The organism is Methylolobus aquaticus (assembly GCF_054172105.1).
The window spans coordinates 63,864-88,180 of sequence record NZ_JBSYXP010000007.1; the positions used below are offsets into that span (position 1 = coordinate 63,864).

General features: G+C 64.0%; 20 protein-coding genes, 1 tRNA gene and 1 pseudogene. 11 read left to right on the top strand and 11 right to left on the bottom strand.

What is annotated here, in order from left to right:
- The first annotated feature begins 42 nt into the window (after nucleotides 1–42).
- Complete coding sequence (locus ACW73L_RS11145) at nucleotides 43–729, top strand: MlaC/ttg2D family ABC transporter substrate-binding protein (RefSeq protein ID WP_498921999.1); 687 nt, start codon at nucleotides 43–45, stop codon at nucleotides 727–729.
- 3 nt (nucleotides 730–732) lie between these two features.
- Here ACW73L_RS11145 and hemF read toward each other — a convergent pair whose 3' ends face one another.
- A complete protein-coding gene (hemF, locus tag ACW73L_RS11150) occupies nucleotides 733–1,644 on the bottom strand; it encodes an oxygen-dependent coproporphyrinogen oxidase (protein ID WP_498922000.1) in 912 nt (303 codons plus the stop codon).
- 104 nt (nucleotides 1,645–1,748) lie between these two features.
- Between hemF and cmoB the strand changes: the two genes are divergently transcribed.
- On the top strand, nucleotides 1,749–2,732 hold the full coding sequence (cmoB, locus tag ACW73L_RS11155) for a tRNA 5-methoxyuridine(34)/uridine 5-oxyacetic acid(34) synthase CmoB (protein ID WP_498922001.1): 984 nt from the start codon (nucleotides 1,749–1,751) through the stop codon (nucleotides 2,730–2,732).
- A gap of 53 nt (nucleotides 2,733–2,785) precedes the next feature.
- Here cmoB and ACW73L_RS11160 read toward each other — a convergent pair whose 3' ends face one another.
- Nucleotides 2,786–4,111 carry an MFS transporter gene (locus ACW73L_RS11160; RefSeq protein ID WP_498922003.1) on the bottom strand — a complete coding sequence of 442 codons (1,326 nt, stop codon included), beginning with the start codon at nucleotides 4,109–4,111 and terminating at the stop codon, nucleotides 2,786–2,788.
- A gap of 295 nt (nucleotides 4,112–4,406) precedes the next feature.
- On the opposite strand from ACW73L_RS11160, the gene ACW73L_RS11165 reads away from it, so the two are divergent.
- The 7 genes from ACW73L_RS11165 (at nucleotide 4,407) to recJ (ending at nucleotide 13,988) form a co-directional block, all read left to right on the top strand.
- Nucleotides 4,407–5,357 (top strand): transporter, encoded by a 951-nt coding sequence (locus tag ACW73L_RS11165; RefSeq protein ID WP_498922005.1) that lies wholly within the window; start codon nucleotides 4,407–4,409, stop codon nucleotides 5,355–5,357.
- 72 nt (nucleotides 5,358–5,429) lie between these two features.
- A complete protein-coding gene (locus ACW73L_RS11170; RefSeq protein ID WP_498922007.1) occupies nucleotides 5,430–5,951 on the top strand; it encodes a C40 family peptidase in 522 nt (173 codons plus the stop codon).
- A 59-nt stretch (nucleotides 5,952–6,010) separates the two neighbouring features.
- Nucleotides 6,011–7,006: a zinc-dependent alcohol dehydrogenase family protein gene (locus tag ACW73L_RS11175; protein WP_498922009.1), complete on the top strand. Its 996-nt coding sequence runs from the start codon at nucleotides 6,011–6,013 to the stop codon at nucleotides 7,004–7,006.
- Between the two features lie 218 nt (nucleotides 7,007–7,224).
- A complete protein-coding gene (gene ppdK / locus ACW73L_RS11180) occupies nucleotides 7,225–9,948 on the top strand; it encodes a pyruvate, phosphate dikinase (RefSeq protein ID WP_498922011.1) in 2,724 nt (907 codons plus the stop codon).
- Nucleotides 9,949–10,129: 181 nt separating this feature from the next.
- Nucleotides 10,130–11,035, top strand: a complete 906-nt coding sequence (locus ACW73L_RS11185) for an NAD(P)-dependent methylenetetrahydromethanopterin dehydrogenase (protein ID WP_498922012.1) — start codon at nucleotides 10,130–10,132, stop codon at nucleotides 11,033–11,035.
- A 120-nt stretch (nucleotides 11,036–11,155) separates the two neighbouring features.
- Nucleotides 11,156–12,061 carry an NAD(P)-dependent methylenetetrahydromethanopterin dehydrogenase gene (locus tag ACW73L_RS11190; protein ID WP_129883184.1) on the top strand — a complete coding sequence of 302 codons (906 nt, stop codon included), beginning with the start codon at nucleotides 11,156–11,158 and terminating at the stop codon, nucleotides 12,059–12,061.
- Between the two features lie 178 nt (nucleotides 12,062–12,239).
- On the top strand, nucleotides 12,240–13,988 hold the full coding sequence (recJ, locus tag ACW73L_RS11195; protein WP_498922274.1) for a single-stranded-DNA-specific exonuclease RecJ: 1,749 nt from the start codon (nucleotides 12,240–12,242) through the stop codon (nucleotides 13,986–13,988).
- Between the two features lie 11 nt (nucleotides 13,989–13,999).
- Here the strand turns inward: recJ and ACW73L_RS11200 are convergent, their stop codons facing one another.
- The 3 genes from ACW73L_RS11200 to ACW73L_RS11210 all read right to left on the bottom strand — a co-directional run bounded on the left by ACW73L_RS11200 (nucleotide 14,000) and on the right by ACW73L_RS11210 (nucleotide 16,893).
- Entirely contained in the window at nucleotides 14,000–15,190 is a 1,191-nt protein-coding gene (locus ACW73L_RS11200; RefSeq protein ID WP_498922014.1) for an iron-containing alcohol dehydrogenase, read from the bottom strand.
- Between the two features lies 1 nt (nucleotide 15,191).
- Entirely contained in the window at nucleotides 15,192–15,488 is a 297-nt protein-coding gene (locus tag ACW73L_RS11205) for an antibiotic biosynthesis monooxygenase (protein WP_498922016.1), read from the bottom strand.
- A gap of 106 nt (nucleotides 15,489–15,594) precedes the next feature.
- A complete protein-coding gene (locus ACW73L_RS11210; protein WP_129883180.1) occupies nucleotides 15,595–16,893 on the bottom strand; it encodes a citrate synthase in 1,299 nt (432 codons plus the stop codon).
- A gap of 354 nt (nucleotides 16,894–17,247) precedes the next feature.
- Here ACW73L_RS11210 and ACW73L_RS11215 point away from each other — a divergent pair.
- A tRNA-Ala gene (locus ACW73L_RS11215) sits at nucleotides 17,248–17,323 on the top strand.
- Nucleotides 17,324–17,347: 24 nt separating this feature from the next.
- Here ACW73L_RS11215 and ACW73L_RS11220 read toward each other — a convergent pair.
- From ACW73L_RS11220 to creB, 6 genes and pseudogenes are all read right to left on the bottom strand, one after another.
- Nucleotides 17,348–18,385, bottom strand: coding sequence for a tyrosine-type recombinase/integrase (locus ACW73L_RS11220; RefSeq protein ID WP_498922019.1), 1,038 nt, complete (start codon nucleotides 18,383–18,385; stop codon nucleotides 17,348–17,350).
- 59 nt (nucleotides 18,386–18,444) lie between these two features.
- Nucleotides 18,445–18,588, bottom strand: a pseudogene (locus ACW73L_RS11225) (helix-turn-helix domain-containing protein); the annotation flags it as partial.
- Nucleotides 18,589–18,910: 322 nt separating this feature from the next.
- Nucleotides 18,911–19,447 (bottom strand): FlhC family transcriptional regulator, encoded by a 537-nt coding sequence (locus ACW73L_RS11230; protein ID WP_498922021.1) that lies wholly within the window; start codon nucleotides 19,445–19,447, stop codon nucleotides 18,911–18,913.
- Nucleotides 19,428–19,763 (bottom strand): flagellar transcriptional regulator FlhD, encoded by a 336-nt coding sequence (locus ACW73L_RS11235; protein ID WP_498922023.1) that lies wholly within the window; start codon nucleotides 19,761–19,763, stop codon nucleotides 19,428–19,430. The genes ACW73L_RS11230 and ACW73L_RS11235 overlap by 20 nt, the downstream gene beginning before the upstream one ends.
- Before the next feature lie 318 nt (nucleotides 19,764–20,081).
- Nucleotides 20,082–21,506 carry a two-component system sensor histidine kinase CreC gene (creC, locus tag ACW73L_RS11240; RefSeq protein ID WP_498922025.1) on the bottom strand — a complete coding sequence of 475 codons (1,425 nt, stop codon included), beginning with the start codon at nucleotides 21,504–21,506 and terminating at the stop codon, nucleotides 20,082–20,084.
- A complete protein-coding gene (creB, locus tag ACW73L_RS11245; protein WP_498922027.1) occupies nucleotides 21,491–22,192 on the bottom strand; it encodes a two-component system response regulator CreB in 702 nt (233 codons plus the stop codon). Before creB ends, creC begins: the two co-directional genes overlap by 16 nt.
- A gap of 953 nt (nucleotides 22,193–23,145) precedes the next feature.
- On the opposite strand from creB, the gene ACW73L_RS11250 reads away from it, so the two are divergent.
- Nucleotides 23,146–24,312, top strand: a complete 1,167-nt coding sequence (locus tag ACW73L_RS11250) for a S66 family peptidase (protein ID WP_498922029.1) — start codon at nucleotides 23,146–23,148, stop codon at nucleotides 24,310–24,312.
- The last annotated feature ends 5 nt before the right edge of the window (nucleotides 24,313–24,317 follow it).

A 24,317-nucleotide genomic window follows, 5' to 3' on the forward strand; every position in this document is an offset into this window, starting at 1 on the left:
CTATTATAACGTGCTGGGAAAGGTCCTCTAGGAAACAACGCAATGAATTTTGAACGAGTGGTTGGTGCCCGCGCATTCGCTGTTTGGGTTTCGCTGGCAGTGTTTTTCTTCACCGGGCTGACGCTAGCCGACGAGGGCAGCCTGACCCCTGCGCAAAAGGTGATCCAGAACACCGCCGACCAGCTTCAGAAGAGCCTGCAGCGGCCTGACGTCAAGAGCGACTTCACCAAGGCCACCGGCATTGTCGACACGATCATCCAACCGGCCATCGACTTCGACCGTGTCTCGATCATGGTCCTCGGGAAATACTGGAAAACGGCAACACCGGCTCAGCGTGAGCGCTTCAAGACCGAGTTCCGGCGCCTGCTGGTCCGCACCTACACGACCGCATTCACGGAATATTCGGACTGGAAGATCAACTATCTCCCGTCGACGTCCGAGTCCAGCGCAGACAAGACGACGGTCAGGACGCAGATCCTGCAGGCCGGCGCGCAACCCGTCGCGATCAACTACCGCATGGTCAATACCAAGGGCGACTGGAAGGTTTACGACGTGCTGATCGAGGGCATCAGTCTGCTGCAGAACTATCGTACGAGCTTCACGAGCCAGATCGGCGAGGGCGGTTCACTCGATGGCCTGATCGCCGACCTGACGAAGCGCAACGACACGGCTCACAAGGAGCCGGTCCCGGAGGGTGAGTCCGGCGCCGCTGCCGATAAGGACCTATAGCCCCTAACCCAGCCAATCCCGCGGCGCCAGATAGTCCCGATAAAGCGCTTCTTCGGCACTGCCGGGCTCTGGCCGCCAGTTGTAACGCCAGTTCACAACCGGCGGCAACGACATCAGAATCGATTCCGTCCGACCTCCCGATTGCAGCCCGAACAGCGTTCCGCGATCGTAGACCAGGTTGAATTCGACGTAGCGCCCTCGACGGTAGAGTTGGAAGGCACGTTCCCGCTCCCCGTACGGCGTCGCTTTGCGGGCCTGGACGATCGGCAGGTAGGCCGACAGGTAATGGTCGCCAACGCTGCGCATGAACGCGAAAGAGCGTTCGAAACCCCATTCGTTCAGATCGTCGAAGAACAGGCCACCGACGCCGCGCGTCTCGTTCCGGTGTTTCAGGAAAAAGTACTCGTCGCACCAGCGCTTGAAACGCGGATAGACCTCCGGGCCGAAGGGTTCGCACGCAGCGCGTGCGCTGCGATGCCAGTGCACGACGTCGTCCAGGCACGGATAGAAGGGCGTCAGGTCGAAACCGCCGCCGAACCACCAGATCGGCGATTCACCGCCTTTCTCGGCAATAAAGAACCGCACATTGGCATGCGAGGTCGGAACATAGGGGTTGCGCGGGTGGATTACCAACGACACGCCCAGCGCCTGAAAGCTGCGCCCCGCCAGTTCCGGCCGGTGCGCTGTAGCCGAGGCCGGCAGACGCTCGCCGCGCACATGAGAAAAATTGACCCCACCCTGCTCGAACACCTCGCCGTCGTAAAGGACTCGCGTTTGCCCGCCACCACCGGAATGGTGCTGCCAGCGATCCTCGACGAAACGCGCGAGCGGTTCCTCGCCTTCGAGACGGCTACAGATCGTCTGCTGCAGTTGCGTCAGATAGGCCTTGACCGCTTCGATTTCCGTACCTTGCATGATGATTCCCAAACCCCGGAGCTAAAGGGCGCCACCCGTCGTTGCGGCACCACGGACAGACCCGCCGAGTCTATCACAGGGCTTGCCGGGCGCAGCCCGTGCCCATGAGCGAGCCCGCAGGCTGGCCGGGACTGGCCGCGATCGACGAGCCGGGCTTCCCGAAAGACTGGCGCGACACGTTGCGCACCGACCTGGAGGCCGTGTTCGCGAACGGCCGCCATGGTCGCTGGCGTGAGTGGCTGAACACCGTGGCGGAGCTGCCACCGGCCAGCCCGTCGGCACTGGACTTCACTTGCGAGGCCGTGACCATCGGCGCACCGGACGACATCGCGGAACCCGCGCGGGAACAGCTCACGACCCTGTTGCAACGGCTGCATCCCTGGCGCAAGGGCCCGTTCCGGCTATTCGGCATCGATATCGACGCGGAATGGCGGTCGAATCTGAAGTGGCAGCGACTACAGGCAGCCATCGCGCCCTTGCACGGACGGCGGATCCTCGATGTGGGCTGCGGCAACGGCTACTACGCATGGCGCATGCTGGGCGCTGGCGCCGAATTGGTCGTCGGCATCGACCCCACGCTGGTCCATATCGCGCAATTTCTGGCAGTGAAGCGTTACGCGGGAACATGGCCGGTGCATCTGCTGCCGCTGGGCATCGAACAGGTCCCACCACAACTGCAGGCGTTCGACACGGTGTTCTCGATGGGCGTGCTCTACCACCGGCGCTCGCCGCTGGATCACCTGCTCGAGTTGAAGGGGTGTTTGCGACCCGGAGGGGAGCTGGTTCTCGAGACGCTGGTGATCGACGGCCCGGAAGGGCACAGCCTGCTGCCCGAAGATCGCTACGCCCAGATGCGGAACGTCTGGTTCATCCCGTCCTGCATGACTCTGGTCGGCTGGCTGCGGCGCTGCGGTTACCGCAATGTGCGGGTCGTGGACGTTGCCGCCACAACGCCCCTGGAACAACGGGCCACGGCCTGGATGCGTTTCCAGTCTCTGACGGACTTTCTCGACCCGCACAACCCGTCCCTGACCTGCGAGGGCCTGCCGGCGCCGCAGCGCGCCGTGGTGCTGGCCGAAAGCCCATAAGCCGAGCCGCACGGCCCGACGGACCGACCCGGATAATCGCGCGACTCAGCTCGTTACCGGCCCGTTCGATGGTGTTGCCTGGCGGACATCTCGCCGGGCGGCACGCCCCAGCCTTCGAAGGCGCCGTGATCCAGCACCCGGATCGCCAGCACGGCTGCCGCGCACAAGGCCGTCAGGTAGTAGCCGAATACCGCGAAACCATCGTTAGTCCCGTAATCGCGCACCAGCCAGGCGGCGAGCAAGGGTGCGGTGCTGCCGAACACCGGCGAGGCGATGTTGACCGCGAGACTGACACCGCTGTAGCGCACTCCGGTCGCGAACAGGCCCGTCACGGCGGCAAAGGCCGAGCTGGTGTAGATGCCGATCAGGACCGTGAACGCGAAGAACGCTGGCAGCACCCAGCGCGGTTCGGGGTGGCCGGACATGGCGTCGAACAGCGGATGGACGCCGACGACCAGCCCCACGATCCCGATGGCCAGAATGCGCTTGTAGCCCCAGCGATCCGCCAGCCAGCCCCCCAGCAAGGTCGTTGCCAGGGACACGATCAGGCCGGCCGAAGTCACGAGCAACGCACGACTGGGCGGAAACTGTAGGTTGGCCAGCATGAAGCTGTTGAAATACACGAACGCGAAGAAAAAGCAGCAGGTCATCGGCGTCACCACGGCCACTCCGATCAGGACCCGCCGCTTGTGACGGGCAATGACCGCCGCGACCGGATTGCGGTGCAGGGTGTTCTGCGCCTTGGCGGCTTCGTACAGAGCACTTTCCGGCATCTTCTGTCGAATCCGAAAGCCGATCCACGCGGCTCCGAGACCCAGCAGGAACGGGATCCGCCAACCCCAGGACAGGAACTGCTCCGGCGTCAGCCACGCCGAAATTGCGCTGGAAATCAGCGTCCCCGACAACAGGCCCAGACAGGTACTCGCCTGAATCAGGCTGGATGCGAGGCCGATGCGATGACCCGGCGTATGCTCCATCACATAGGTCACGGCACCGCCCATCTCACCGCCCAGCGAAATGCCCTGGAGCAGCCGCAGCAGGACCAGCAGGACCGTCGCGGCAACGCCGATATCCCCGAACGAGGGCAGCAGCCCGATCGCAGCGGTAGGCAGCGCCATGCCGAGCATCGAGAGAGACAGCGCGCGCTTGCGGCCCCAGCGATCGCCGATCGCACTGAACAGTAGCGCGCCGAGCGGCCGCATGAAAAAGCTGACGCTGAACACGGCGAATGCTGCCAGCATCGCCAACCCCGGCTCCTCCTTCGGGAAGAAGGTCTCGCCGATGATCACCGAGAAATGGCCGTACAGTGCGAAGTCGTACCACTCGATGGCATTGCCGGCAATACCGGCGACGATGGCTTTGCGCGGGCTACGATTCATGTAAGCTGGAACTCCGAAACGGTGACGGCAAACATGACCTCGAACACGGATGTTGTCCCGGACGGAAAGAGGGTTGATCAGGCTCGGGCCCTGCCGAACGCTCGGCAGCGGACCGAAATGCGGTGCAGGACGGACGGCGGATGATACCCGAGCCCACCCGAAGTTGTGAATTCAGCGCCTTGCGGCGCCCGCCGCACACCACCAGACCGGCGCGCGGCGTGTTCCGCCCCACTCCTTCCGCGGCCGGATGATGCGCGGGTGCGCCCGGCATGTTGCATGGCGGCTCCTGATCGTCGTGGCCGCACTGATTTTGCCGAGCTGTGCCGGACGCGGCAGGCCCGCAGGGGGGTCGGAATCGGAAGCTGCGACCCCAACCAACCTGGAACGCCGCGGCAAGGGTCTCACGCGTTCCGAGGTTCCGGAATCCAGCCCCGCGACGCGTGAGTGGATTTGGGCACCTTATCTGTACCGAGATCCGGCAACCCCGCAAGAGCGGGCGCAGCCCGATATCAGCACCCCTGGGCCGGATACGGCCAACTTCCCGAACAGCGCGTTCACGCTGCCCGAAGGCCGCTTTTATTTCGAGAATTCGCCGGTGGGCTATTACTCGGCCACGCAGCGGACGGCCCCGCAATACGACTGGGAGCTGTTCTTGAGGTATGGCGTCACGGACAATCTGGAATTTCGTCTGTTCACGAATGGCTTGACCGTGGTCGAGGGCGCACCGACGACGGTCGGTTTCAGCCCGTTGACGTTCGATGTCAAATATCAGATCTGGGAAGAAAACCCGGCTTATCGCATCCCGGCCGTTGCCCTCGAAACCTACGTCCAAACGACTTGGGGCTCGTCCTCACTGAGCGATCACACGCAATGGGCCTGGTCCGTCAACCTGGACCACACCCTGCCCTTCGGGCTGGGTCTGGAGTGGAATATCGGCTTGACGAGCATTTTCCTCAACCACGAATCGAACCTCGTGGAGGAAACCCTGTCCTGGTCGCTGCAACGCGATCTGACCGAAGACGTCGCCCTGTTCGTGCATGGTTACCACAACGGCGCCGCTTTGCCGCGCGGATCTACCGTGCGCGTCGATCGCGATGGACTGTTCCGGAGCTTCAACGGACAGGTATTCGGGGCCGGCGCCACCTGCACCCTGGATGACACCCTGGAAGTCTTCGGGAGCGCCAATGGCGGCATCGGCGATGCGCCGGGCTTCATCGGCCTGGCCGGGTTCGCGGCCGCCTTCTAGCCGCCCGGTCTTTACAGGCCCCCGGGTCCGGAGTAAAAACTCGCGCACCGAACCTCTGACGGCGCAACGGGCATGCTGGGCACCCAATCCGCGCATTTGGATCCTGACTGGCGGCGTATCACCCTCGCCGGCGTGCTGTGCTGCCTCGCGGCCTGCTCCAGCGCCCCGAAAGCCCCACCCGCCGCAATACCGCGCCCCCGCGCGGCAGTACCGCAGCCAACCGTCATCCCGTTCGCGCTGAGCCTGAAGGGCACCCCCTACCGCTGGGGCGGCAATTCCCCGGCCGAGGGCTTCGACTGCAGCGGATTCGTACGGTATGTCTTCGGCCGCTACGGCATCCATCTGCCCCGGCGCGCGGTCGAACAGGCGTCCTGGCTACCCAAGGTGCCGGTCCATGCGCGCCGCCCGGGAGACCTGGTGTTCTTCGATACCGGCACGCCACCGGTGTCACACGTGGGCATTTACATAGGCCGCGACGAATTCGTTCACGCCTCCAGCGCCAAGGCCGGGCAGGTGATCATTTCCGACCTCAACAAACGCTATTGGCGCGAACATCTGGTTGCGATAGGCCGACCTCCCCCGCTCCGCCGCTGACCGGCAGCGCCGGAGCTGCGCGCCGGGCACACTCACCGAACAAACCGAGAGCACCCTCTATGAAAGCGATGTTGATGACCGCAGTCGGCCTGCCGTCCGTGCTGCAACTGGCCGAAATACCCGAACCCGCCATCACCGCCCCGACACAGATCAAGGTCGCGCTGCACGCCGCGGGAATCAATCCGATCGATACCAAAGTGCGGCAGCGCGGGGTGTTTTTCCCGGATGCCCTGCCCTGCGTGCTCGGCTGCGACGGCGCCGGCATCGTCGTCGACAAGGGCGCGGACGCGCATCGCTTCCAGCTTGGCGACCGGGTCTACTTCTGTCACGGCGGACTGGGCGGCGACCCCGGCAACTACGCCGAATATACCGTGCTCGACCAGCGCTGGGCCGTACCCATGCCGGCCAGCATGAGTTTCGAAGAGGCTGCGGCGGCGCCGCTGGTAATGATCACGGCCTGGGGCGCACTGTATGACCGGGCACGCCTCCAGCCGGGCCACACGGTGCTAATCCATGCCGGCGCGGGCGGCGTCGGACATGTCGCAATCCAGCTGGCCAAGCGCCACGGCGCGCGGGTCATCGCCACCGTCGGTTCGGCGGACAAGGCGGCCTTCGTCCGCGCTCTGGGCGCCGACGAGATCATCGACTACCGAGGCACGGACTTCGCGATGGCCGTCAATGATCTGACCGGAGGCGCAGGCGCCGACGTCGTGTTCGACACGGTCGGGCCCGCGGTCTTTCAACAAAGCATCGCTTGCACCGCGCACTTCGGCGATCTGGTCACGCTGCTCGACATCAGGGACACCGCACTCGCCGAGGCACGGATGCGAAATCTGCGCATTGGGTTCGAGTTGATGCTCACACCGATGCTGCGGAACCTTGACGCGGCGCGCGATCACCAAATCGAGATACTGAGCCGCTGTGCGGAATGGATCGACCAGGGCCGGCTGCGCGTCCATGTCGCGGACACTTTTCCGCTGGCCGAGGCTGCAGCCGCACACGCCGCCATCGAAGAGGGACACTCGACGGGAAAACTCGTGCTGCGCATTCGCTGAACAGCCCAAGCCGAGCGAGAAGAGAGTCTCGCTGGCCGAGGCCGCCCAACCGGCGCGTCCTGCCCGACAACGGTGACCTCGATACCCCCGCGAAATTCAGTGTCGCGTCCCGGCATTCTCAGGCTCGGCCATACCCCAATCAGGTATCATAACCACAACAATTTGGCGGTTTCGCGCCACAACGCATAATCCTCTACAAAGCCAAGGGAGTTCTTTCAGTGAACAGCAAATACGTCTACGCGTTTCACGAGGGCGACGGCAAAAACAAGCATCTGCTGGGTGGCAAGGGCGCCAACCTCTGTGAGATGACGCAGATCGGACTGAACGTGCCGCCCGGCTTCGTCATCACGACCGCCGCCTGCCTGGAGTACCTCGACGTCAAGCGTCTGCCGAACGGCCTGATCGACGAGGTTCGCAGCCATGTCGCGGCACTGGAGCAGAAAACCGGCAAGGGCTTCGGCGGCGCCGACAACCCGCTGCTGGTGTCGGTACGCTCCGGCTCCGCGATGTCGATGCCCGGCATGATGGACACCATCCTGAACCTCGGCCTGAACGGCCAAACCCTGCAAGGACTGATCGCGCAGACGCAAAACGAGCGCTTCGGCTACGATGCTTACCGTCGCTTCATCCAGCTGTTCGGCAAGGTCGCTCTCGGCGTACCCGATGAACTGTTCGACCGGCAGTTCGACGAGGTCAAGCGCCAGGCCGGCGTCAAGGCCGATATCGGTCTGAACGCCGCCCATCTGAAGGACATCGCCGAACGCTTCCTAATCGTCGTCAAGGAACATACCGGCAAGCCGTTCCCGGAAGACGTCTACGAGCAACTCGAAATCGCCATCCAGGCGGTCTTCAACTCGTGGATGGGCAAGCGCGCGGTCGACTACCGCCGGGAGTTCCACATTACGCCGGAAATGGCCAACGGCACGGCCGTCAATGTCGTGACGATGGTCTTCGGCAACATGGGCGATGACTGCGCAACCGGCGTCGGCTTCACTCGCAATCCCGGCACCGGCGAGAACGAAATGTACGGCGAGTATCTCGTCAACGCCCAGGGCGAGGACGTCGTCGCCGGTATCCGCACACCGAAACCGGTGCACGAGATGGCCACCGAGATGCCCGACTTGTACCGCCAGCTGGTCGACCTGCGGAACAAACTCGAAGGCCACTACAAGGAAGTGCAGGACTACGAGTACACCATCGAAAAGGGCGTGCTGTACTGCCTGCAGACCCGCAACGGCAAGATGAATGCGACCGGCATGGTCCGCACCTCGGTCGAGATGGTCGGCGAAGGCCTGATCACCAAGGAACAGGCTCTGCTCCGCGTTAACCCGGAACTGCTGGAGCAGTTGCTGCATCCGGCACTGGACCCGTCCCATTCTCAGGAAGCATTGGCCCAAGGCCTGCCGGCCTCGCCGGGCGCCGCGAGCGGCCAGTGCGTGTTCGATGCCGACCAGGCCGAACTGCTGGGACGCAACGGCACCAAAGTGATTCTCGTCCGGGAGGAGACAAAGCCTGAAGACATCCACGGTTTCTTCGCCTCCCAGGGCATCCTGACCAGCCGCGGCGGCAAGACCTCGCATGCGGCAGTCGTCGCGCGTGGCATGGGCAAGGCCTGCGTGGCCGGCGCGGAAGGGATCAAGGTCGATTCCCGTGCACGCATCGCGATCATCGGGGACATCACGCTGCGCGAGGGCGACGTCATCACGATCGACGGCAGCACCGGTAACGTCTATCTCGGCGAGATTCCGACCATCCCGCCGGTCTTCTCCGACGAACTGAAGACCCTGCTGGGCTGGGCCGACGAGCGGTCGCAGCTGAAGGTCATGGCGAACGCCGACACGCCGGCCGCGGCGCAGCGGGCCCGCGAATACGGCGCGATGGGTATCGGCCTGTGCCGCACCGAGCGCATGTTCAATGCGACCGACCGGCTGCCGGTGGTCGTCGAGATGATCCTCGCGCACAACACCGAGGAACGTAAGGCTGCGCTCGACAAGCTGCTGCCGTTCCAGCGTCAGGACTTCAAGGAGATCTTCACGGCGATGGCGCCGCGACCGGTCACGGTGCGGCTGCTCGACCCGCCGATGCACGAATTCCTTCCCGGCGAACACCAGTTGCTGGACGAGATCGAAGCATTAAAGGAATACCGCCTGGCCGTCCGCGGCCGGAATGCCGCCGCGATGATGCTCGGCGGCATCGCAACCAGCGACATTGGCGAAGATCAAGTCAACGCCGTGATCGCGCGTAAGGAAGCGATGCTGAAAAAGGTCGCCGAATTGTTCGAAGTCAACCCGATGCTCGGCCACCGCGGTGTCCGGCTCGGCATCACCTACCCGGAAATCTACGAGATGCAGCTCCGCGGCATCCTCGAAGCCGCGGCCGAATGTCTCAAGGCCGGCGTTGCCGTCGCGCCCGAAATCATGGTGCCGCAGGTCATCAGCGCGGAGGAACTCAAATGGGTCAAGACCTGCGTGGACCGGCTGCGCGGTGAGATCGAAGCCCAGTACGGCGTCACGCTGAACGTCAAGTTCGGCAGCATGATCGAAACCGTACGGGCTTGCACCCGCGCCGATTCGCTCGCCGGCGTCGCCGAGTTCTTCTCGTTCGGGACCAACGATCTGACCCAGGCGACGCTGTCGTTCTCGCGTGAGGACGCCGAGAACAAGTTCCTGCCGCTGTACATCGAGACCGGCATCCTGAAGGACAACCCGTTCGAGGTGCTGGATGTCAACGGTGTAGGCACGCTGATGAAGATGGCGGTCGAGCGCGGCCGCCAGACCAAGCCGAACCTGAAGGTCGGCATCTGCGGCGAACAGGGCGGACACCCTGCCTCGATCCGCTTCTGCCAGAGCGTCGGACTCGACTATGTCTCGTGCTCGGCGCCGCGCGTGCCGGTCGCCCGGCTCGCGGCGGCGCATGCCAAGCTGCTGGCCGATCCCGCATAACCGCCCGGTCGGCTTCCCATCCGGTCCCGGTGCCAGGCTCGGCGCCGGGACCGGGCTCCCGCCTGGGACCGGCCCGTCCCGCCGGTCGTTATGTGGTATCCTCCGCGCCGAATCGGCCGTCCGCGCCCTGGCGAGGATGGTCCCACCCGTCAAAACACCAAGAACCACCGAGGCGCGCTTCATGGATAAGCCCTTTATCCTCCACATGTTCACCCCCGAGAAAAACCTCAGCCCGTTCGACGTGAACATGGGACTGGACGCCGGCTGGGATGCACTGATTCCCTACCTGAACATCGAACTCGGTGAGATCACCGCACTGGTCCAGGACGTGATCTTCTCCCGCAAGCCCAAGGGCCTGAAGCGCACCGGCATCTTCATTGGCGGACGCGACGTCAAGATGGCGATGGACATGCTGGCAGCGGCGAAAGCCTCGATGGTGCCGGACTTCGGCTTCCAGGTGTCGGCGTTCGCGGACCCTAGCGGGTCGTTCACGACGGCTGCCGCAATGGTTGCCATGGTGGAACGGGAACTGAAGCAGCGTTTCGACACCGATCTCGCCGGCAAGAACGTGCTGGCGCTGGGCGGCACCGGCCCGGTCGGCCAGATCGCCGCCGTGCTCGCGGCGAAGGCCGGTGCGAACGTCAAGATCGTCGGCCGCCAACTCGAGAAGGCGCAGCGCGTCGCCGAGTTGTGCAACGAAGCCTATGGGAACGGCGAGACCGCGATTGCGGGTGAGGCCGATGCCAACAAGGGCGAACTGATCAAGACGGCGGACGTCGTCTTCGCGACCGCCGCGGCCGGCATCGAAGTATTGAGCGCCGAACTGGTCGCCGCGGGCCCGCAATTGAAGGTGGCCGCCGACGTCAATGCCGTACCGCCCCCAGGTATCGCGGGTCTGGAAGCGCATCACAAGGGGACGCCGATCGCGGGATCGAAGAGCGGCGCCGTCGGCATCGGCGCGCTGGCCATCGGCGTGATCAAATACAAGGCGCAGCAGCGCCTGCTGGAACGCATGCGCGAGGGCAACCCCGAATTCCTGGCTTACCACGACGCCTTTGCCGTCGCGCGCGAGGCCGTCCGGGACTGAGCCGGGCCCCGCACCCGACAGGCTCATCGGAAAAGCCGGCTTGCCGGCTTTTTCCCTGTCAGGGCCCCGGTTACGCTGCTACCCTATGCCGATCTGATTGACCGAACCCGAGGCGACACCATGGAAAAGCGTTCCATTCTTCACATGTTCGATCCGATGCCGCATGTGAGCCCGTTCGATATCAACATGGCGGTGGACGCAGGCTTCGATGTGCTCGTGCCCTACGACAACGTGCAGACGGAGCAGGTCAACGGTCTGGTGCAGGATGCGATCTTCTCGCGCGGCCCGGCCGGCGTGAAGCGGACCGGCGTGTTCATCGGCGGACGCGATATCGGTGTAGCGCTGAACATGCTCGATGCGGCGAGGAAAGCCATGGTGCCCCCGTTCGAGGTATCGGTGCTGGCCGATCCCAGCGGCGCCTTCACGACGGCCGCCGCGCTGGTCGCTCTGGTCGAGAAGAAGCTCAAGGAGCGTCACGGCCTCTCGCTGAAGGGACAACAGGGTGTCGTCTTCGGCGGCACCGGCCCGGTCGGCGTCGCCACCGGGGTCATCGCCTCGCTGGCCGGCGCTGACATAACGCTGGTCGATCCGTTCAACATCGCCGCGGCAATGGAGAAGGCCGACGAATACAACCAGCGCTGTGGCAGCACGCTGCGCGGCACCTTCGCCAGCTCGGACGCCGATAAGGCGCGTCTGATCGCCAAGGCAGACATCGTGTTCTGTACCGCCAAGGCGGGGGTCCAGGTATTAAACGCGTCGGTGCTCGCCGACGCCAAGGAGCTCAAGGTCGCTGGTGACGTCAATGCTGTGCCCCCGCTCGGCATCGAAGGCATCAAGCTGAAGCATTGCGGCGAACCGCTGGTCCATGCGAGCGACAGCCCCGGCGCCGTCGGCATCGGTGCGCTGGCCATCGGCGACATCAAGTACCAGCTGCAGAACCGGCTGCTGGCCCTGCTGCTCGAGACGGACAAGCCGGTGTTCCTGGATTTCCGTGCCGCATTCGAAAAGGCGCGCGAGCTGGTTTAGCGTGCGCTATGCGCACGAATAGCGTTCCGCGCGGGTGGCGGGCAACACGCGCACGAATAATGTTCCGCGCGCACGGGGCGCGCTACAAATGCTCGCGGTTAGCGTGCACTGTGCGCACGGATGATGGCCGCCGGCCAACCGACCGTCACCAACAGGTTCGCCACGGCTAGTGGCGGACATGCTGTTTCACCCCAGACCCCGCACCATTGCGCGGCGCACGGTTCCCGATACTAACGAACTCACCGCACTGCCGGAGCTGCTGCGGCGGGTCTACGCAGGGCGCCGGATCACGGCGGCTGAAGAACTCGACCACTCCCTCGCCCGCCTGCCCTCACCGCGGCTGCTGTCGGGCATTGATCAAGCGGTAAGCCTGCTCGCCGAGGCGATTCGGGCGGATCGGGCCCTGCTCGTCATCGCCGATTTCGATGCCGACGGTGCGACCAGCTGTGCGGTCGCGCTGCAAGGCCTGCGCGCGCTCGGCGCGCGGCGCATTGACTTCCTGGTACCGAACCGCTTCGAATTCGGCTATGGCCTAACCCCGGAAATCGTTCAGGTCGCACAGAGCCGTCATCCGGACGTGCTGATCACCGTCGACAACGGCATTTCCTCGCACGAAGGCGTTCGCGCAGCCCGGAGCCTGGGCTGGCAGGTCATCGTCACCGATCACCACCTGCCCGGCGCGACGCTGCCCGAGGCGGACGCGATCGTCAATCCGAACCTGCCGGGCGACGCTTTTCCGAGCAAGGCGATGGCCGGCGTCGGCGTGATGTTCTACGTGCTCAGCGCGCTGCGCTCGCGACTGCGAGAAACGGGCGGGTTCGGCGGCGGGCGTCCCGAGCCCAATCTGGCGGAACTGCTCGACTACGTCGCGCTGGGCACGGTCGCCGACGTCGTCCCGTTCGACTTCGTGAACCGCATCCTGGTACACCAGGGGCTGCAACGCATTCGAAGCGGCCGGGTGCACCCCGGCATCGCCGCCTTGCTGCAGGTGGCGGGCAAGGCGCACACCGGCCTGACCGCCGAGGACCTCGGCTTCGCGGTGGCACCGCGCCTGAACGCGGCCGGGCGGCTGGAGGACATGAGCCTCGGCATCGCCTGCCTGCTGGCCAACGAAAAGGATGAAGCCCTGACGCTGGCGACCCGGCTGGACGAGCTGAACCGGCAGCGCAAGGAGATCGAGCGGCAGATGAAGGAGGATGCGCTGGTCCATGTCCGGCGGCTGGACGCCATCGACACCCCACTCGAGCGCGGCGGGCTGTGTCTGTTCGACGAAGCCTGGCACGCCGGTGTCGTCGGCCTGCTCGCCGCGCGCATCAAGGACCGCTTCCATCGCCCGGTCATCGCCTTCGCCGAAGCCGCGAACGGCGAACTGAAAGGCTCGGCCCGCTCCATCCCGGGCCTGCATATCCGCGACCTGCTCAGTGACATGGCCGCAGCCCAGCCGGAACTGATCGGGCGTTTCGGCGGACATGCGATGGCCGCCGGCTTGAGCATCTCGCGCGAACACCTCGACGCGTTCCGCGATTGTTTCGGACGCATGGTCGGCGAGCGCCTGGGCGGCACAGAGGAAGGCCTGCTGCTACAAAGCGACGGCGCGCTGGAGCCGGGGCAGATCGACATCGGCACGGCCGAGTCGCTCCGCGCAGCCGGCCCCTGGGGACAGGCCTTCCCCGAACCGCTGTTCGACGGCACGTTCGATGTGGTCGAGCGCGCCGTCGTTGGCACCCAGCACCTCAAGCTGCAACTGCGCCCGACCGGATCGGACCGCCGCGTCGATGCGATCGCGTTCTTCGTCGACGACCCTCACCAATGGCTGGACGTCGGCCGCATCACCGCGGCCTACCGGCTGGATGTCAACGACTTCCGCGGCAATCGGACCGTGCAGTTGAAGATCGAGTACATGGAAGGCGCCCGAACGGCGGGCTGAAACCGGGCGAATCAGACCAGTCGCGCCGCTAGCACCTGGGCAACTTCCGCGTCGCTCAGAACGACCGGGTTCGTCTTCATGCTGGAACCGCGACAGTTGGCGATGATCCGTGGGAAATCAGCCTCGGCGACGCCCAGCGTCGACAAGCCCGGCAGTGCCATCGTGTCGGTCCACTCATCCAGAACGGCAACCAGCCGGTCCTGGGCTTCCCCCTCGGCGACAGCGTCCTGCGCGGCGAACAAGCGGCCGACCGCGGCATACTTCGCGAGCGCCGGATTGCCCGGATCGCGCGCGCGCATCACCTCGATATTGAGCCGTGTCGCGGCGGCTACCAGCGTGCCGCACACCACGCCATGCGGTATCGGAAACAGCGAGCCGAGCGGCTGGGCCAGTCCATGGACCGAGCCGAGGCCTGCCTGCGCCAGACAAATGCCCGACAGCAGCGAGGCGAGCGCCATCCGTTCACGCGCGGGCGCTGCGCCGTCTCCGCCCCGATACCATGCCAGCAGGCCGTCGCGTACCGCGGCCATGCCGGTCAGTGCCAGCGCATCGGTGATCGGGTTGGCGCGAATCGACACGTAGGACTCGAGCAACTGCGTGAACGCATCCATGCCGTTCGCCGCGATCAGGTCCGGCGGACAGCTTGCGAGCAAATCCGGATCGAGGATCGCGAACTCGGCCATCAGCTTGTCATCGCGAAACGATTTTTTGAAGCCGTCCGGGCCAAGCCGGGACAGCACGGCGTTCTTGGTCGCCTCCGAGCCGGTGCCGGCCGTTGTCGGCACGGCGATGAACGGCGTGGCGGGCCCGAGATAAGGCTTCTCGGGACCGACGCCTTCGAGATGGTCCATGACCGAGTTGCCGGGCTGCAGCAGACCGGCGATCGCCTTGGCCGCATCCAGCACGCTGCCGCCGCCGATGCCGACGACGGTGTCGATTCCGGCCCCGCGCCAATCGGCCACGGCCGCGTCGACGATCTCCGGAGAGGGCTCACCAAGGATACTCACGACATGCCAGGTTAGGCCTGCGGCCCGCAAGGACTCGAACAGCGCCTCCGCGCGCGGCGTGCCGCTGAACGAACGCGCGCCCAGCACCAGCAGAAAACGCTGGCCGAACTGCGCCGCAATACCGGGCAATTTGTCGAGGCTGCCGGAACCGAACTCGATCCGCGGCAGACGGCCTATCGCGAAAGGTGCGATCACGTCAGCTCTCCGGATACAGCCCGTTCATCGGCACCCCGACGCGCGGCTCGGCCATCATGTCGGCTACCGCGTCGCGCCACGCGGCATAGTGCGGCGTGGCCTTGTGGGCCGCGGCATCCTCCGCCGATACGTAGGCCTCGTACAGGATGAAACGGGTCGGTTCGTCGGGATTCTGCAGGACGTCGAAGCGCCGGTTACCGGGCTCGCGCACCGAGGCAGCGTGGTTGGCCGCCGTGGCGGCAATGAAAGCCTCGAGGCAGTCGGGCTTTACGTGAACATAGACCAGGGTGACATGCATGGCGTGATTCCGATTGACACAGGGTACGCAGCACACCGCCCCGGCGCGAGCCGCCCGGACAAGCCGGTGACTCGCGGCCGGTCAGCAGCGCGCTGCGCCGATGGTGTCAGTTCGAACCGCGCTGGGCAAGAGGAACATAGTCGCGGCGCGTCGCCCCCATGTAGATCTGCCGCGGCCGGGCGATCCGCATGCCCGGTTCCTCGATCATCTCCTTCCAGTGGGCAATCCAGCCCGGCAAGCGCCCCAGCGCAAACATCACCGTGAACATGTTCGTCGGAATCTGCAGCGCCCGATAAATGATGCCCGAATAGAAGTCGACGTTCGGGTACAGCTTGCGCTCGATGAAATACTGATCGGTCAGCGCCGCTTCTTCGAGACCCTTGGCGATCTCCAGCGTCGGGTCGTTGATGCCGAGGTGGTCGAGCACCTGATCGCAGTATTTCTTGATGATCTCGGCCCGCGGATCGTAGTTCTTGTAGACGCGGTGACCGAAGCCCATCAACCGGAACGGGTCATTCTTATCCTTGGCCTTCTCGATGAACTTCTTGTAGTTGCCGCCGGCCGCGTGGATTTCCTCGAGCATCTCGATGACCGACTGATTCGCGCCCCCGTGCCACGGCCCCCACAGCGCGCAGATGCCAGCGGAAATGGCCGCGAACAGATTCGCCTTGGAAGAGCCGACCATGCGCACCGTCGACGTCGAACAGTTCTGTTCATGATCGGCGTGGATGATGAACAGCACGTCCAACGCCTTGCGTATCACCGAATCGGGCTCGTAGGTCCGCATCGGCGTCGTGAACATCATGTGCAGGAAATTGGCTAGGTAATCCAGCTCCGGACGGCTGTACACGAAAGCCTCACCCACCGAACGCTTGTAGGCGAACGCGGCCAACACCCGGACCTTCGACAGCAGGCGCGAGATCGTCTCCTCGCGCTCCTCGCCGGTCTGCTCGGCCTTCAGCAACTGGGGATGATAGACGGACAGCGAACATACCATCGCTGACAGGATCGCCATCGGGTGGGCGTGTCCCGGGTAGCTCTGGAAGAAGCTCTTCATGTCCTCGTGGATCAGCGAGTGAGCCAGCACCCGCTCCTTGAAACGCGAAAATTCCTCGTCGGTCGGCAACTCGCCGTAAATCAGCAGGAAACAGACTTCCATGAACGTCGAGCGCTCGCACAGCTCCGCGATGTCATAACCGCGGTAGCGCAGGATGCCCTTGTCGCCATCGATGTAGGTGATCGTCGAAACACAGGCGCCGGTGTTGCCATAGCTCGGATCGAGCGTGATGTAGCCGGTGTCCGCGCGCAAGCGCTGGACGTCTATGGCTTTTTCGTCCTCGGTACCCTCGACGATGGGGAGGCTGTAGGGTCGTCCTTCGATTTCTAACTGGGCAGTCTTTTCCATCGGGCGGATCTCCGAGAGTGCAGGGAAACAGGGGTAGACCCTAACCTTACCAAGAATCGCGCCACCCCGTCACGCCAGCAGGCACGGGCCTCACCAGCGCCTGACCGGCGCCAAAGAGCGGCAAAGCCCTCCCGCAACGCACCAAGAGGAGGCGCCAACACCCGCTGTGCAAGGCGGCCAACAGGCCAGCGAGCCCGCCCGCCGACGCGGTTCATCCATGCCAGCAACCGGACCTCGGCGGTCGCGCATCCGGGTCCTTGAAATCGCTCTGAACAACGCCGAAACGCGCGTCCTTGTCGTCCCGCGAACTCTTGTTGTCGGCCGGCGCCATCGGCTATGCTACGGCCTCCGCGTGGGGATGTAGCTCAGCTGGGAGAGCGTCGCGTTCGCAATGCGAAGGTCAGGGGTTCGATCCCCCTCATCTCCACCAATAAGCCCCTGATTTAAGACCGATTCATCCGGCCTTTCTGTTTTCCCCGGTCCCGACTATGCCAGTTTCTATGCGGACCGCCCACGATACGGCCTCTGCATGTTCGGCCAAGTGCTCCGGAGCCAAATGCGCGTACCGCTGCACCATAGCCAAGTTGGACCAGCCCCCGAGTAGCTGAATCTTGTCCAACGGAACCCCTGCCTGAGTCATCCATGACGCCCAGGTATGGCGGAGGCTGTGCCAACAGATATCGGTTAGTCCAGCCCGCCTGCATGCTTTTGGAAACGCCGCGGCATTGGCTTTCTCGATGGGCCGTCCTTCGTAAGTGAACACCCGAGTCGAGTGTTTTCCCTGCTGCTCTCGAAGCACGACCATGGCATCGCGATTCAAGGGGATCCCTATCGCCTTTTTCCCCTTCGCTTGATCCGGGTGCACCCACATGACCCGGCGCTCAAGATCCACCTGCGACCATTCGAGTTTCGTCACATTGGCTTCCCGCAGTCCGGTCGCCAGTGCGAACCGAACCATCGCAGCGAGATGCGGAGGACACTCCTCGATCAGTCGTTGCGCTTCGTCACGGGTCAGCCAGCGCAGACGACGATTCTCAACCGGCAGCATCTTGACCACAGGGGCACGATCAATCCATTCCCACTCCCGTTCCGATTTTCTGAGAACGGCCCGAACGAGGCAGAGAACTCGATTGACCCGTGCTGGTGTCAGGCCCTCCTCGCGCATTGATCGAATCAACTCCCGGATTTTGTCAGGTCCGATCTGATCCAGGAAGCAGTCCCCAAAATGGCGATCGAGTCGCCGAAACATAGAGACATCGTCGCGCAGCGTCCGCTTGGTCGTCTCCTCCAGCCAGCGAACTACCGCCTCTTTCCATGTTCTCCTTGGTCGATCCCCGAGCTTTGCGACTCGGTAGATTTCCATCTTGCGTCTCGCTTCATACTCCTCGGCGAGGGTGCGGTCCGTCGTGCCAGTAGATTCGCGTATTTCTCGGCCATCTGGTGTGCGGAACCGCATCCACCATCTGGCGCTCCCCTTTTGCTTGTACAGCATGTTTCATCTCCTACGTCGACATGCTGCTTGTGCGCCCGCTGAGAGTAGCGGGAGCGAAGCCAGTCCAGCAAGTCTGATTCGACAAACAACCAAGAGCGACCCACCTTGGCGGCGGGAATGGTGCCGCTGCGAGACATCCGCAGCACAGTCTGTGGGTGGAGGCGGAGAAGCCTAGAAGCGTCCTGAAGAGTCAAGAGGTTCATTGACTTAAGTGTTTGGTTTTGGCTCTGGCCAATCGATCGAATGCTCGACAGACGAAGGTTCCGAGCCGTCGTCTGGCAGCAAGAGGCGGAATTCCGCCTATTGCGATTTCAGCGCCCAAGGCCTGAATCGGTCGGTTCGCCAGCCAATCCCGCGGCCGATGCCCCTGGGTGTAGCCGGTCGCCTGATGCAGTTCCTTGAGGCAATACCGACTATCGGAATCTTGTCGGGCGGGGATATCAGCGATGGATAGCGAGTTTGCAGCGAAAGGGTTCGCGCGCAGCGAATTAAGTGGGCTCATGGCATGAGTTCCGGACAGGCTTATCATGACGAGGAGCGCCGTCTCACTGATTGCGGCCGTGGCGGCCGCCGCGGACAGAACGGGCAGGTCGGCGCGATCGGGGCGCCATCGGCGAACAGGTAGTCCAAGCCACAGGCACTGCAGGGCATGAGGCGTGCCGTTCCAGCCGACAGATCTCGGACCAGCACATAGGCCGACGTGAAATCGAAACCCCGCCCGGTACCCGTCCCGCCTGGCTGACCGCCCAAGTCTACGAACAGGTCGTAGCTGCGGATCAACGCATCGACATCAATGGCCTGCAGCGCGGTGGCGTCAGCCAGGCGTCGATAGAGCAGTGCGTAGACCGACAATTGCGCCTGAACCCGCCGATTGACCATCAGACTGGCGGTGTGATGCAGAGGGCCGGAGGCCCCGGAGGATCCATGCACCGCACGGTGCAGCGCCCGGACCTCGTGGATCGGCAGTCCGGTCAACTGCTGCACCGGCGTCGAGCGCAGTCGGCGTTTAAGCAACTGCAAAGCCAGCGTGCGCTGCCGGTGCCTATGGAGCGATGGGGTCATCGGTGCTCCGCGTGGCCGCCGCCAACACATGCCAGCGCAGGTGGTCGGCACAGCGCTGCGCCGATTCTTGCCGCGCCAGTTCCCGCCACAGTTGCGGCGGCAAGCGCAGCGTGTAGCAGAGCACGTTCGACGCAGCGAGATCCCGCAGTGCCGTAAGTGGCAAGCGGCGCAGTGCCGCGGCCGCATCGGGCGTGACCCCGAGCAGCAACCGCGCCTTGTGCTCCTGGCCGGAGACCAGCCATTCCCGCGCCTTCTGCAGGAAAAGCAAGTTGAGGTCGTAAATGTCGGCATCCATAAAGCAGGCCTCAGTGGTCATGTCGGTTGGCTAGCGGATTCCGACTGTACCGGCACTCGGCGCCCTGGTGCAGGCGAAAGCTCACCAGAATCGGCCGCTTTCTCCGGATTTTTGGTTTCGTAGACGAAATGGGCTTGGCGAACGGCGTGAGCCGAAGGCCCGGCACCTGATCGGAACATGTATAGACGGACACAGCGTGATGCATGGTATGGCCTCGGTTCGATAACTGAGGCCGGCAGCATCCACCCGCTGTGTGAACGCCGTATGCGAAATTCGCGCGGATTCCGCGCGGAAGTGTGAAGGCGGTGTGAAGAAACGGCGCGGTTACCCGCGTGCCGGTTACGCCTTAGGCAAGCGCAGGCGCGCGATGGCACCGCCGTCGGGGTGATTGGTCACGTCGATGCGTCCGTGGTGCAGTTCGGCGATCTCGCGCACGAGGGTGAGCCCGAGTCCCGTGCTGCGCTTGCCACTGCCGGGACGGGGTAGGGAGTAGAAATGCTCGAACAGCCGGTTCCGGGCGTAGGCTGGAATGCCCGGCCCCTCATCGTGGACGGTGAGCGTGCAGTCATCACCCACCACCGAGACCGCGAGTTCAACGCGACCCGCCTCCGGCGAGAACTCGATCGCGTTCTGTAGCAGGTTGACCACGGCACAGACCAAGAGCGCCCGTTGCCCGCGCACAGCCGCGCCCGCTGGTATCGCGGTGCTCACGATCACGTGCTTGGCCTTCGTCTCCGGCGAGAGGGCAGTAATCGCTTCGCTTGCGACGTCTGCCAGTCGGATCGTTCGCTTTTCCGTCAGGCTCCGCCGGGTCTCCACGGCCGAGAGTTCGAGCAACCGATCAACGATGGCCTGCAGGCGATGCACCGCCTCCTGGATGTGCGTCAGGAAGAGTTGCCGCTGCTGACGCGGCATCGAATCCTCCAAGACTTCAGCCGTGGCCTGGAGGGTCGCCAACGGCGTCTTAATCTCGTGCGTCAGCGCCTGGACATACTCCTCGACGTAGCGTCGCCCGGCGATGGCATCGCGTAGAGCATCCAGCACCGTGCCCAGCCAGCCGAGAGTGCTCCGACCGACGTTGGGCAAGGCCCGAAAGTGCCCACGCCGCAACACGGCGGCGTACTCCGCCAACAGATCCAGCGGCCGCAGCCACCACAGCGTGAAGCCGCCGGCCAGCACGAGCACAGCGAGGCCCATGTACAAGCCACCCAACAGAAAATGCCAGCGCGCGGCCTGAAGCGACAGTTCAAAACCGACGATCGGCTTACCGACGCGAACTTCGCCGAGGGTTTGCGCCTGCCACAGGATCGGCGCAGCCACGACCACCATCGAGCTCAGGGCATCGGTGGCCGGATTGCGATCCAAGGTCGTAACGAAGCGATCCAGCGCGACGTCGCCGGACTGCGATCCGGGTGTCGCAGCCAGCACCTCGGGACGGTGCGAGTCGAACAGGGTCCGACCGGTTTGATCCGTCACATGGATGTGCACGGCAGCCGCTGGTTCGGCCGGAAGATTCAGCGCAGTGGTCTGAGGCGTCTTGCCTGGCACCAACGGCGCGAGCACGCGGCCTACCCGATCCGGGTGCAAGTGACCCTGGTATAGATCGGCCGCGAGCAACCTGGCGATCACTTGGGCCGTATCGGTCAGCAGGGCCTCGGTCGCGGCGCGACAATGCCGCTCCAGATTGCGGGCCTCCTGCCAGATCAAGCCGGCGAACAGGATTTCCAGCCCCAACAGTAATCCCAGGGTCAGCCGGCGGCGCACGCCAACTCCTCCTCGGCCAAGGCATACCCCAGACCGCGGTGCGTCCGGATGACCGCCGAACCCGGCCACACCGCCGCCAATTTTGCCCGCAGCGTTTTGATGTGGGCATCCACGGCCCGATCGCAGCGGTCCTCCGGCTCAGCCCAGACGCGCTGCAACAGCTCTTCCCGGGTGAAGATGCGACCCGGACGCCCCAGCAGCAGCCGCAGAATGTCGTACTCGAAACGGGTCAGCGGTAGGGCCTGACCGTGGTAGCGGATGCTCCGCCGTTCATCGTCTACGCGAAAGGCGCTTCCGCTGTCGTCAATCGGCGAGGGCTTTCGCCGCCAGCGCCTGAGCACGGTGCGGACGCGGGCCACCAGTTCCCGCGGACTGAAGGGCTTCGTCACATAGTCATCGGCCCCGAGTTCCAGGCCACACACCCGATCGACTTCGTCCGCGCGGGCCGTCAGGAACACGATCGGTGCCGGGCATATCGTCCGCAACTCATGAAACAGATCGAAGCCATTGGCATCCGGCAGACCGATGTCCAACAGAATCAGGTCGAAGCCCTTGGCTTGCAAGGCGGCCAGGGCCTCGGCCCCGGTCGCGCAGTGTTCAACCTGGAACCCATCGGCGCCGAGCCGGAAGGCCACGGCTTCAGCCAACGCACGTTCTTCTTCGACAACCAGGATTCGGGCAGCCATGGCGCAGATATCCTCCTTGAAACAGCCGGTAAGGCGGCAGGAGACCGTAACACTGAGGATAGAATACAGAGAGCCAGGTGGGCTCAAGCGGTCCTACTCAACGCTTCCTGTCATCGGATCCTGCCTGTCACGGATGGACTGAGGGCCGGCGCAGTTCAATCCCGGTCGACTCGTTATACGACCGACGCGGACTCGTTATACGGCCGACGAATTCGTTATACGACCGACGGAAGACTCGTTATACGACCGACGCAAAGCTCGTTATACGGCCGACACCCAGGGGGTTGGCCAACCTCGCTGGAAGCCGCGCCAGCCGTGGGCTACAGGGCATGTGGCCTAGGCCGCTTTGGTGTTGCTAATCTTTCTTTAATCTTATCTTTAATCTTTAAGTGTCAAAAAAGTTATCCACAACCCCGGATGTTATCCACAGATTGCCTGCTGGTCGGGACACGGCAAAGGCCGACAGAACACCCTGAATCCGGAGCCAGAGTCGGTAAGAAGGCCGTCGTTCAGCTTCTCGCGAGAACGGGCTCTATGGCCGGCTTCGCAGTGGGGCACGATTGTCCGACATGGATCGCCAGGCACAAGCCTTCAGGCCCACGGTCGTTCGAAACGCCAGTGCCTCAACTGTTCGTGCCGGATCCGATAACCCACACGGGCGGGGACGGACGCTTGCTCCTGAAGAACCCGTCGGGCTGTTAGTCAACACTATCGCCATGGCACCGTCTTGTCCTACTCTTCAAGTCTAGTGGGGCACTGCTTTGACGGAAATCGATGCTGGGTCCCAAGAAAAGTGAGAATGGCATTGATCGCCCGTCGTTCGACGGCAACCTGAGCAGACCGTGCACACGGTCCCGATCCGCGCGGTCGCCTGCCTTCCGCCATACGGATAATCAGGCGAACGGGCTGATCCGGTGGCGCAGTGGGGGATGATCGGGACTTCAGAGAGCGTTATGACCGCGAGCAGAAGACAATTCCTGCGCAGTATCGGCTTAGCGACAGCCGCCGGGGCTCTGGCCGGCAGTCCGTGGGGACAGACACTGAGCGCCGGGCTAAACCCGGGTTCCGAAAGGCTTAGCGCGGTCCGCTTCCCGAAGCCGCTCGCGCGCGGCAATGTCATCGGGATTACCTCCCCCTCGGCGGGCGTGAAGCCAGAACTGGAGCCGCGTATGCGCTTCGCCTATGCCTGGCTGAAGCAGCTCGGCTACGCGGTGCGAGAAGGTCATTGCCTGTGGGGAACCACGTTGCGCAGCGCACCGGCGCGCCAGCGGGCGCTAGAACTGCAGCAGATGCTGAGGGACGAGAGCCTTGCCGGCGTCTTTCCGCCCAATGGTGGCGAATTGCTGATCGACATCTTGCCTTGGATCGACTTCGGAAGCTTATCTCGCGCCGAACCAAAATGGCTGCTCGGCTACTCGGACATGAGCACCTTCATGTTCCCCTACACCGTGATGACGCAGATCGCCACGCTGAACGGGACCAACTTATGGGAAGCGCCCATCGATCCGACGGACGCGCACCTCGCCTACTGGAACGACATCGTCACCTTAGCGCCGGGGTCTCGCTTCACTCAAACTCCAGCGACCCGGTATCAGCCACACGATAGCGATTGGTCGACACTGCCGTATGACACCACCGCCTTTGACCGGACGGCACCGGTCCGTTGGAAGTGCTTGGGCCACGAACACGACCGTGCCTTTTCCTTCCGTGCCGAGGGGCGACTGATCGGCGGTACGCTCGATGTAATCATGATGCTGTGCGGCTCACCGTGGGGTGATGTCAACGCCTTTGCCTGCCGGTGCGCTCCCGAAGGCTTGCTGATCTACCTGGACAACTGTGATTTCAACACGGCGCAATATTGTCGTGCGCTGCATCAACTGAAGCTCGCGGGCTGGTTTCGACGTGCCAATGCGCTCCTGATCGGGCGCACGGGCGCAGAGGTGATCGAAGGCTTTACCCAACGCCAAGCCCTGATGGACGCACTGCGCGATTTGTCCATACCGATCCTCTACGACGTGGACGTGGGACACCTGCCACCGCAACTGATTCTAGTCAACGGCGCGCAGGCGACGCTCAGCTTCGGGCCGGGACAAATCTCCTTGACACAGACCCTGGCCTGACCGCT

Coding starts and splice junctions, on each gene's coding strand:
- cmoB (WP_498922001.1), top strand. CDS start 1,749: ATGAGCGAGCCCGCAGGCTGGCCGGGACTGGCCGCGATCGACGAGCCG.
- ACW73L_RS11175 (WP_498922009.1), top strand. CDS start 6,011: ATGAAAGCGATGTTGATGACCGCAGTCGGCCTGCCGTCCGTGCTGCAA.
- ACW73L_RS11170 (WP_498922007.1), top strand. CDS start 5,430: ATGCTGGGCACCCAATCCGCGCATTTGGATCCTGACTGGCGGCGTATC.
- ACW73L_RS11160 (WP_498922003.1), bottom strand. CDS start 4,111: ATGAATCGTAGCCCGCGCAAAGCCATCGTCGCCGGTATTGCCGGCAAT.
- ACW73L_RS11210 (WP_129883180.1), bottom strand. CDS start 16,893: ATGGAAAAGACTGCCCAGTTAGAAATCGAAGGACGACCCTACAGCCTC.
- ACW73L_RS11235 (WP_498922023.1), bottom strand. CDS start 19,763: ATGACCACTGAGGCCTGCTTTATGGATGCCGACATTTACGACCTCAAC.
- creB (WP_498922027.1), bottom strand. CDS start 22,192: ATGGCTGCCCGAATCCTGGTTGTCGAAGAAGAACGTGCGTTGGCTGAA.
- ACW73L_RS11220 (WP_498922019.1), bottom strand. CDS start 18,385: ATGCTGTACAAGCAAAAGGGGAGCGCCAGATGGTGGATGCGGTTCCGC.
- ACW73L_RS11205 (WP_498922016.1), bottom strand. CDS start 15,488: ATGCATGTCACCCTGGTCTATGTTCACGTAAAGCCCGACTGCCTCGAG.
- recJ (WP_498922274.1), top strand. CDS start 12,240: ATGCTGTTTCACCCCAGACCCCGCACCATTGCGCGGCGCACGGTTCCC.
- ACW73L_RS11185 (WP_498922012.1), top strand. CDS start 10,130: ATGGATAAGCCCTTTATCCTCCACATGTTCACCCCCGAGAAAAACCTC.
- ACW73L_RS11250 (WP_498922029.1), top strand. CDS start 23,146: ATGACCGCGAGCAGAAGACAATTCCTGCGCAGTATCGGCTTAGCGACA.
- ACW73L_RS11190 (WP_129883184.1), top strand. CDS start 11,156: ATGGAAAAGCGTTCCATTCTTCACATGTTCGATCCGATGCCGCATGTG.
- hemF (WP_498922000.1), bottom strand. CDS start 1,644: ATGCAAGGTACGGAAATCGAAGCGGTCAAGGCCTATCTGACGCAACTG.
- ACW73L_RS11145 (WP_498921999.1), top strand. CDS start 43: ATGAATTTTGAACGAGTGGTTGGTGCCCGCGCATTCGCTGTTTGGGTT.
- ACW73L_RS11230 (WP_498922021.1), bottom strand. CDS start 19,447: ATGACCCCATCGCTCCATAGGCACCGGCAGCGCACGCTGGCTTTGCAG.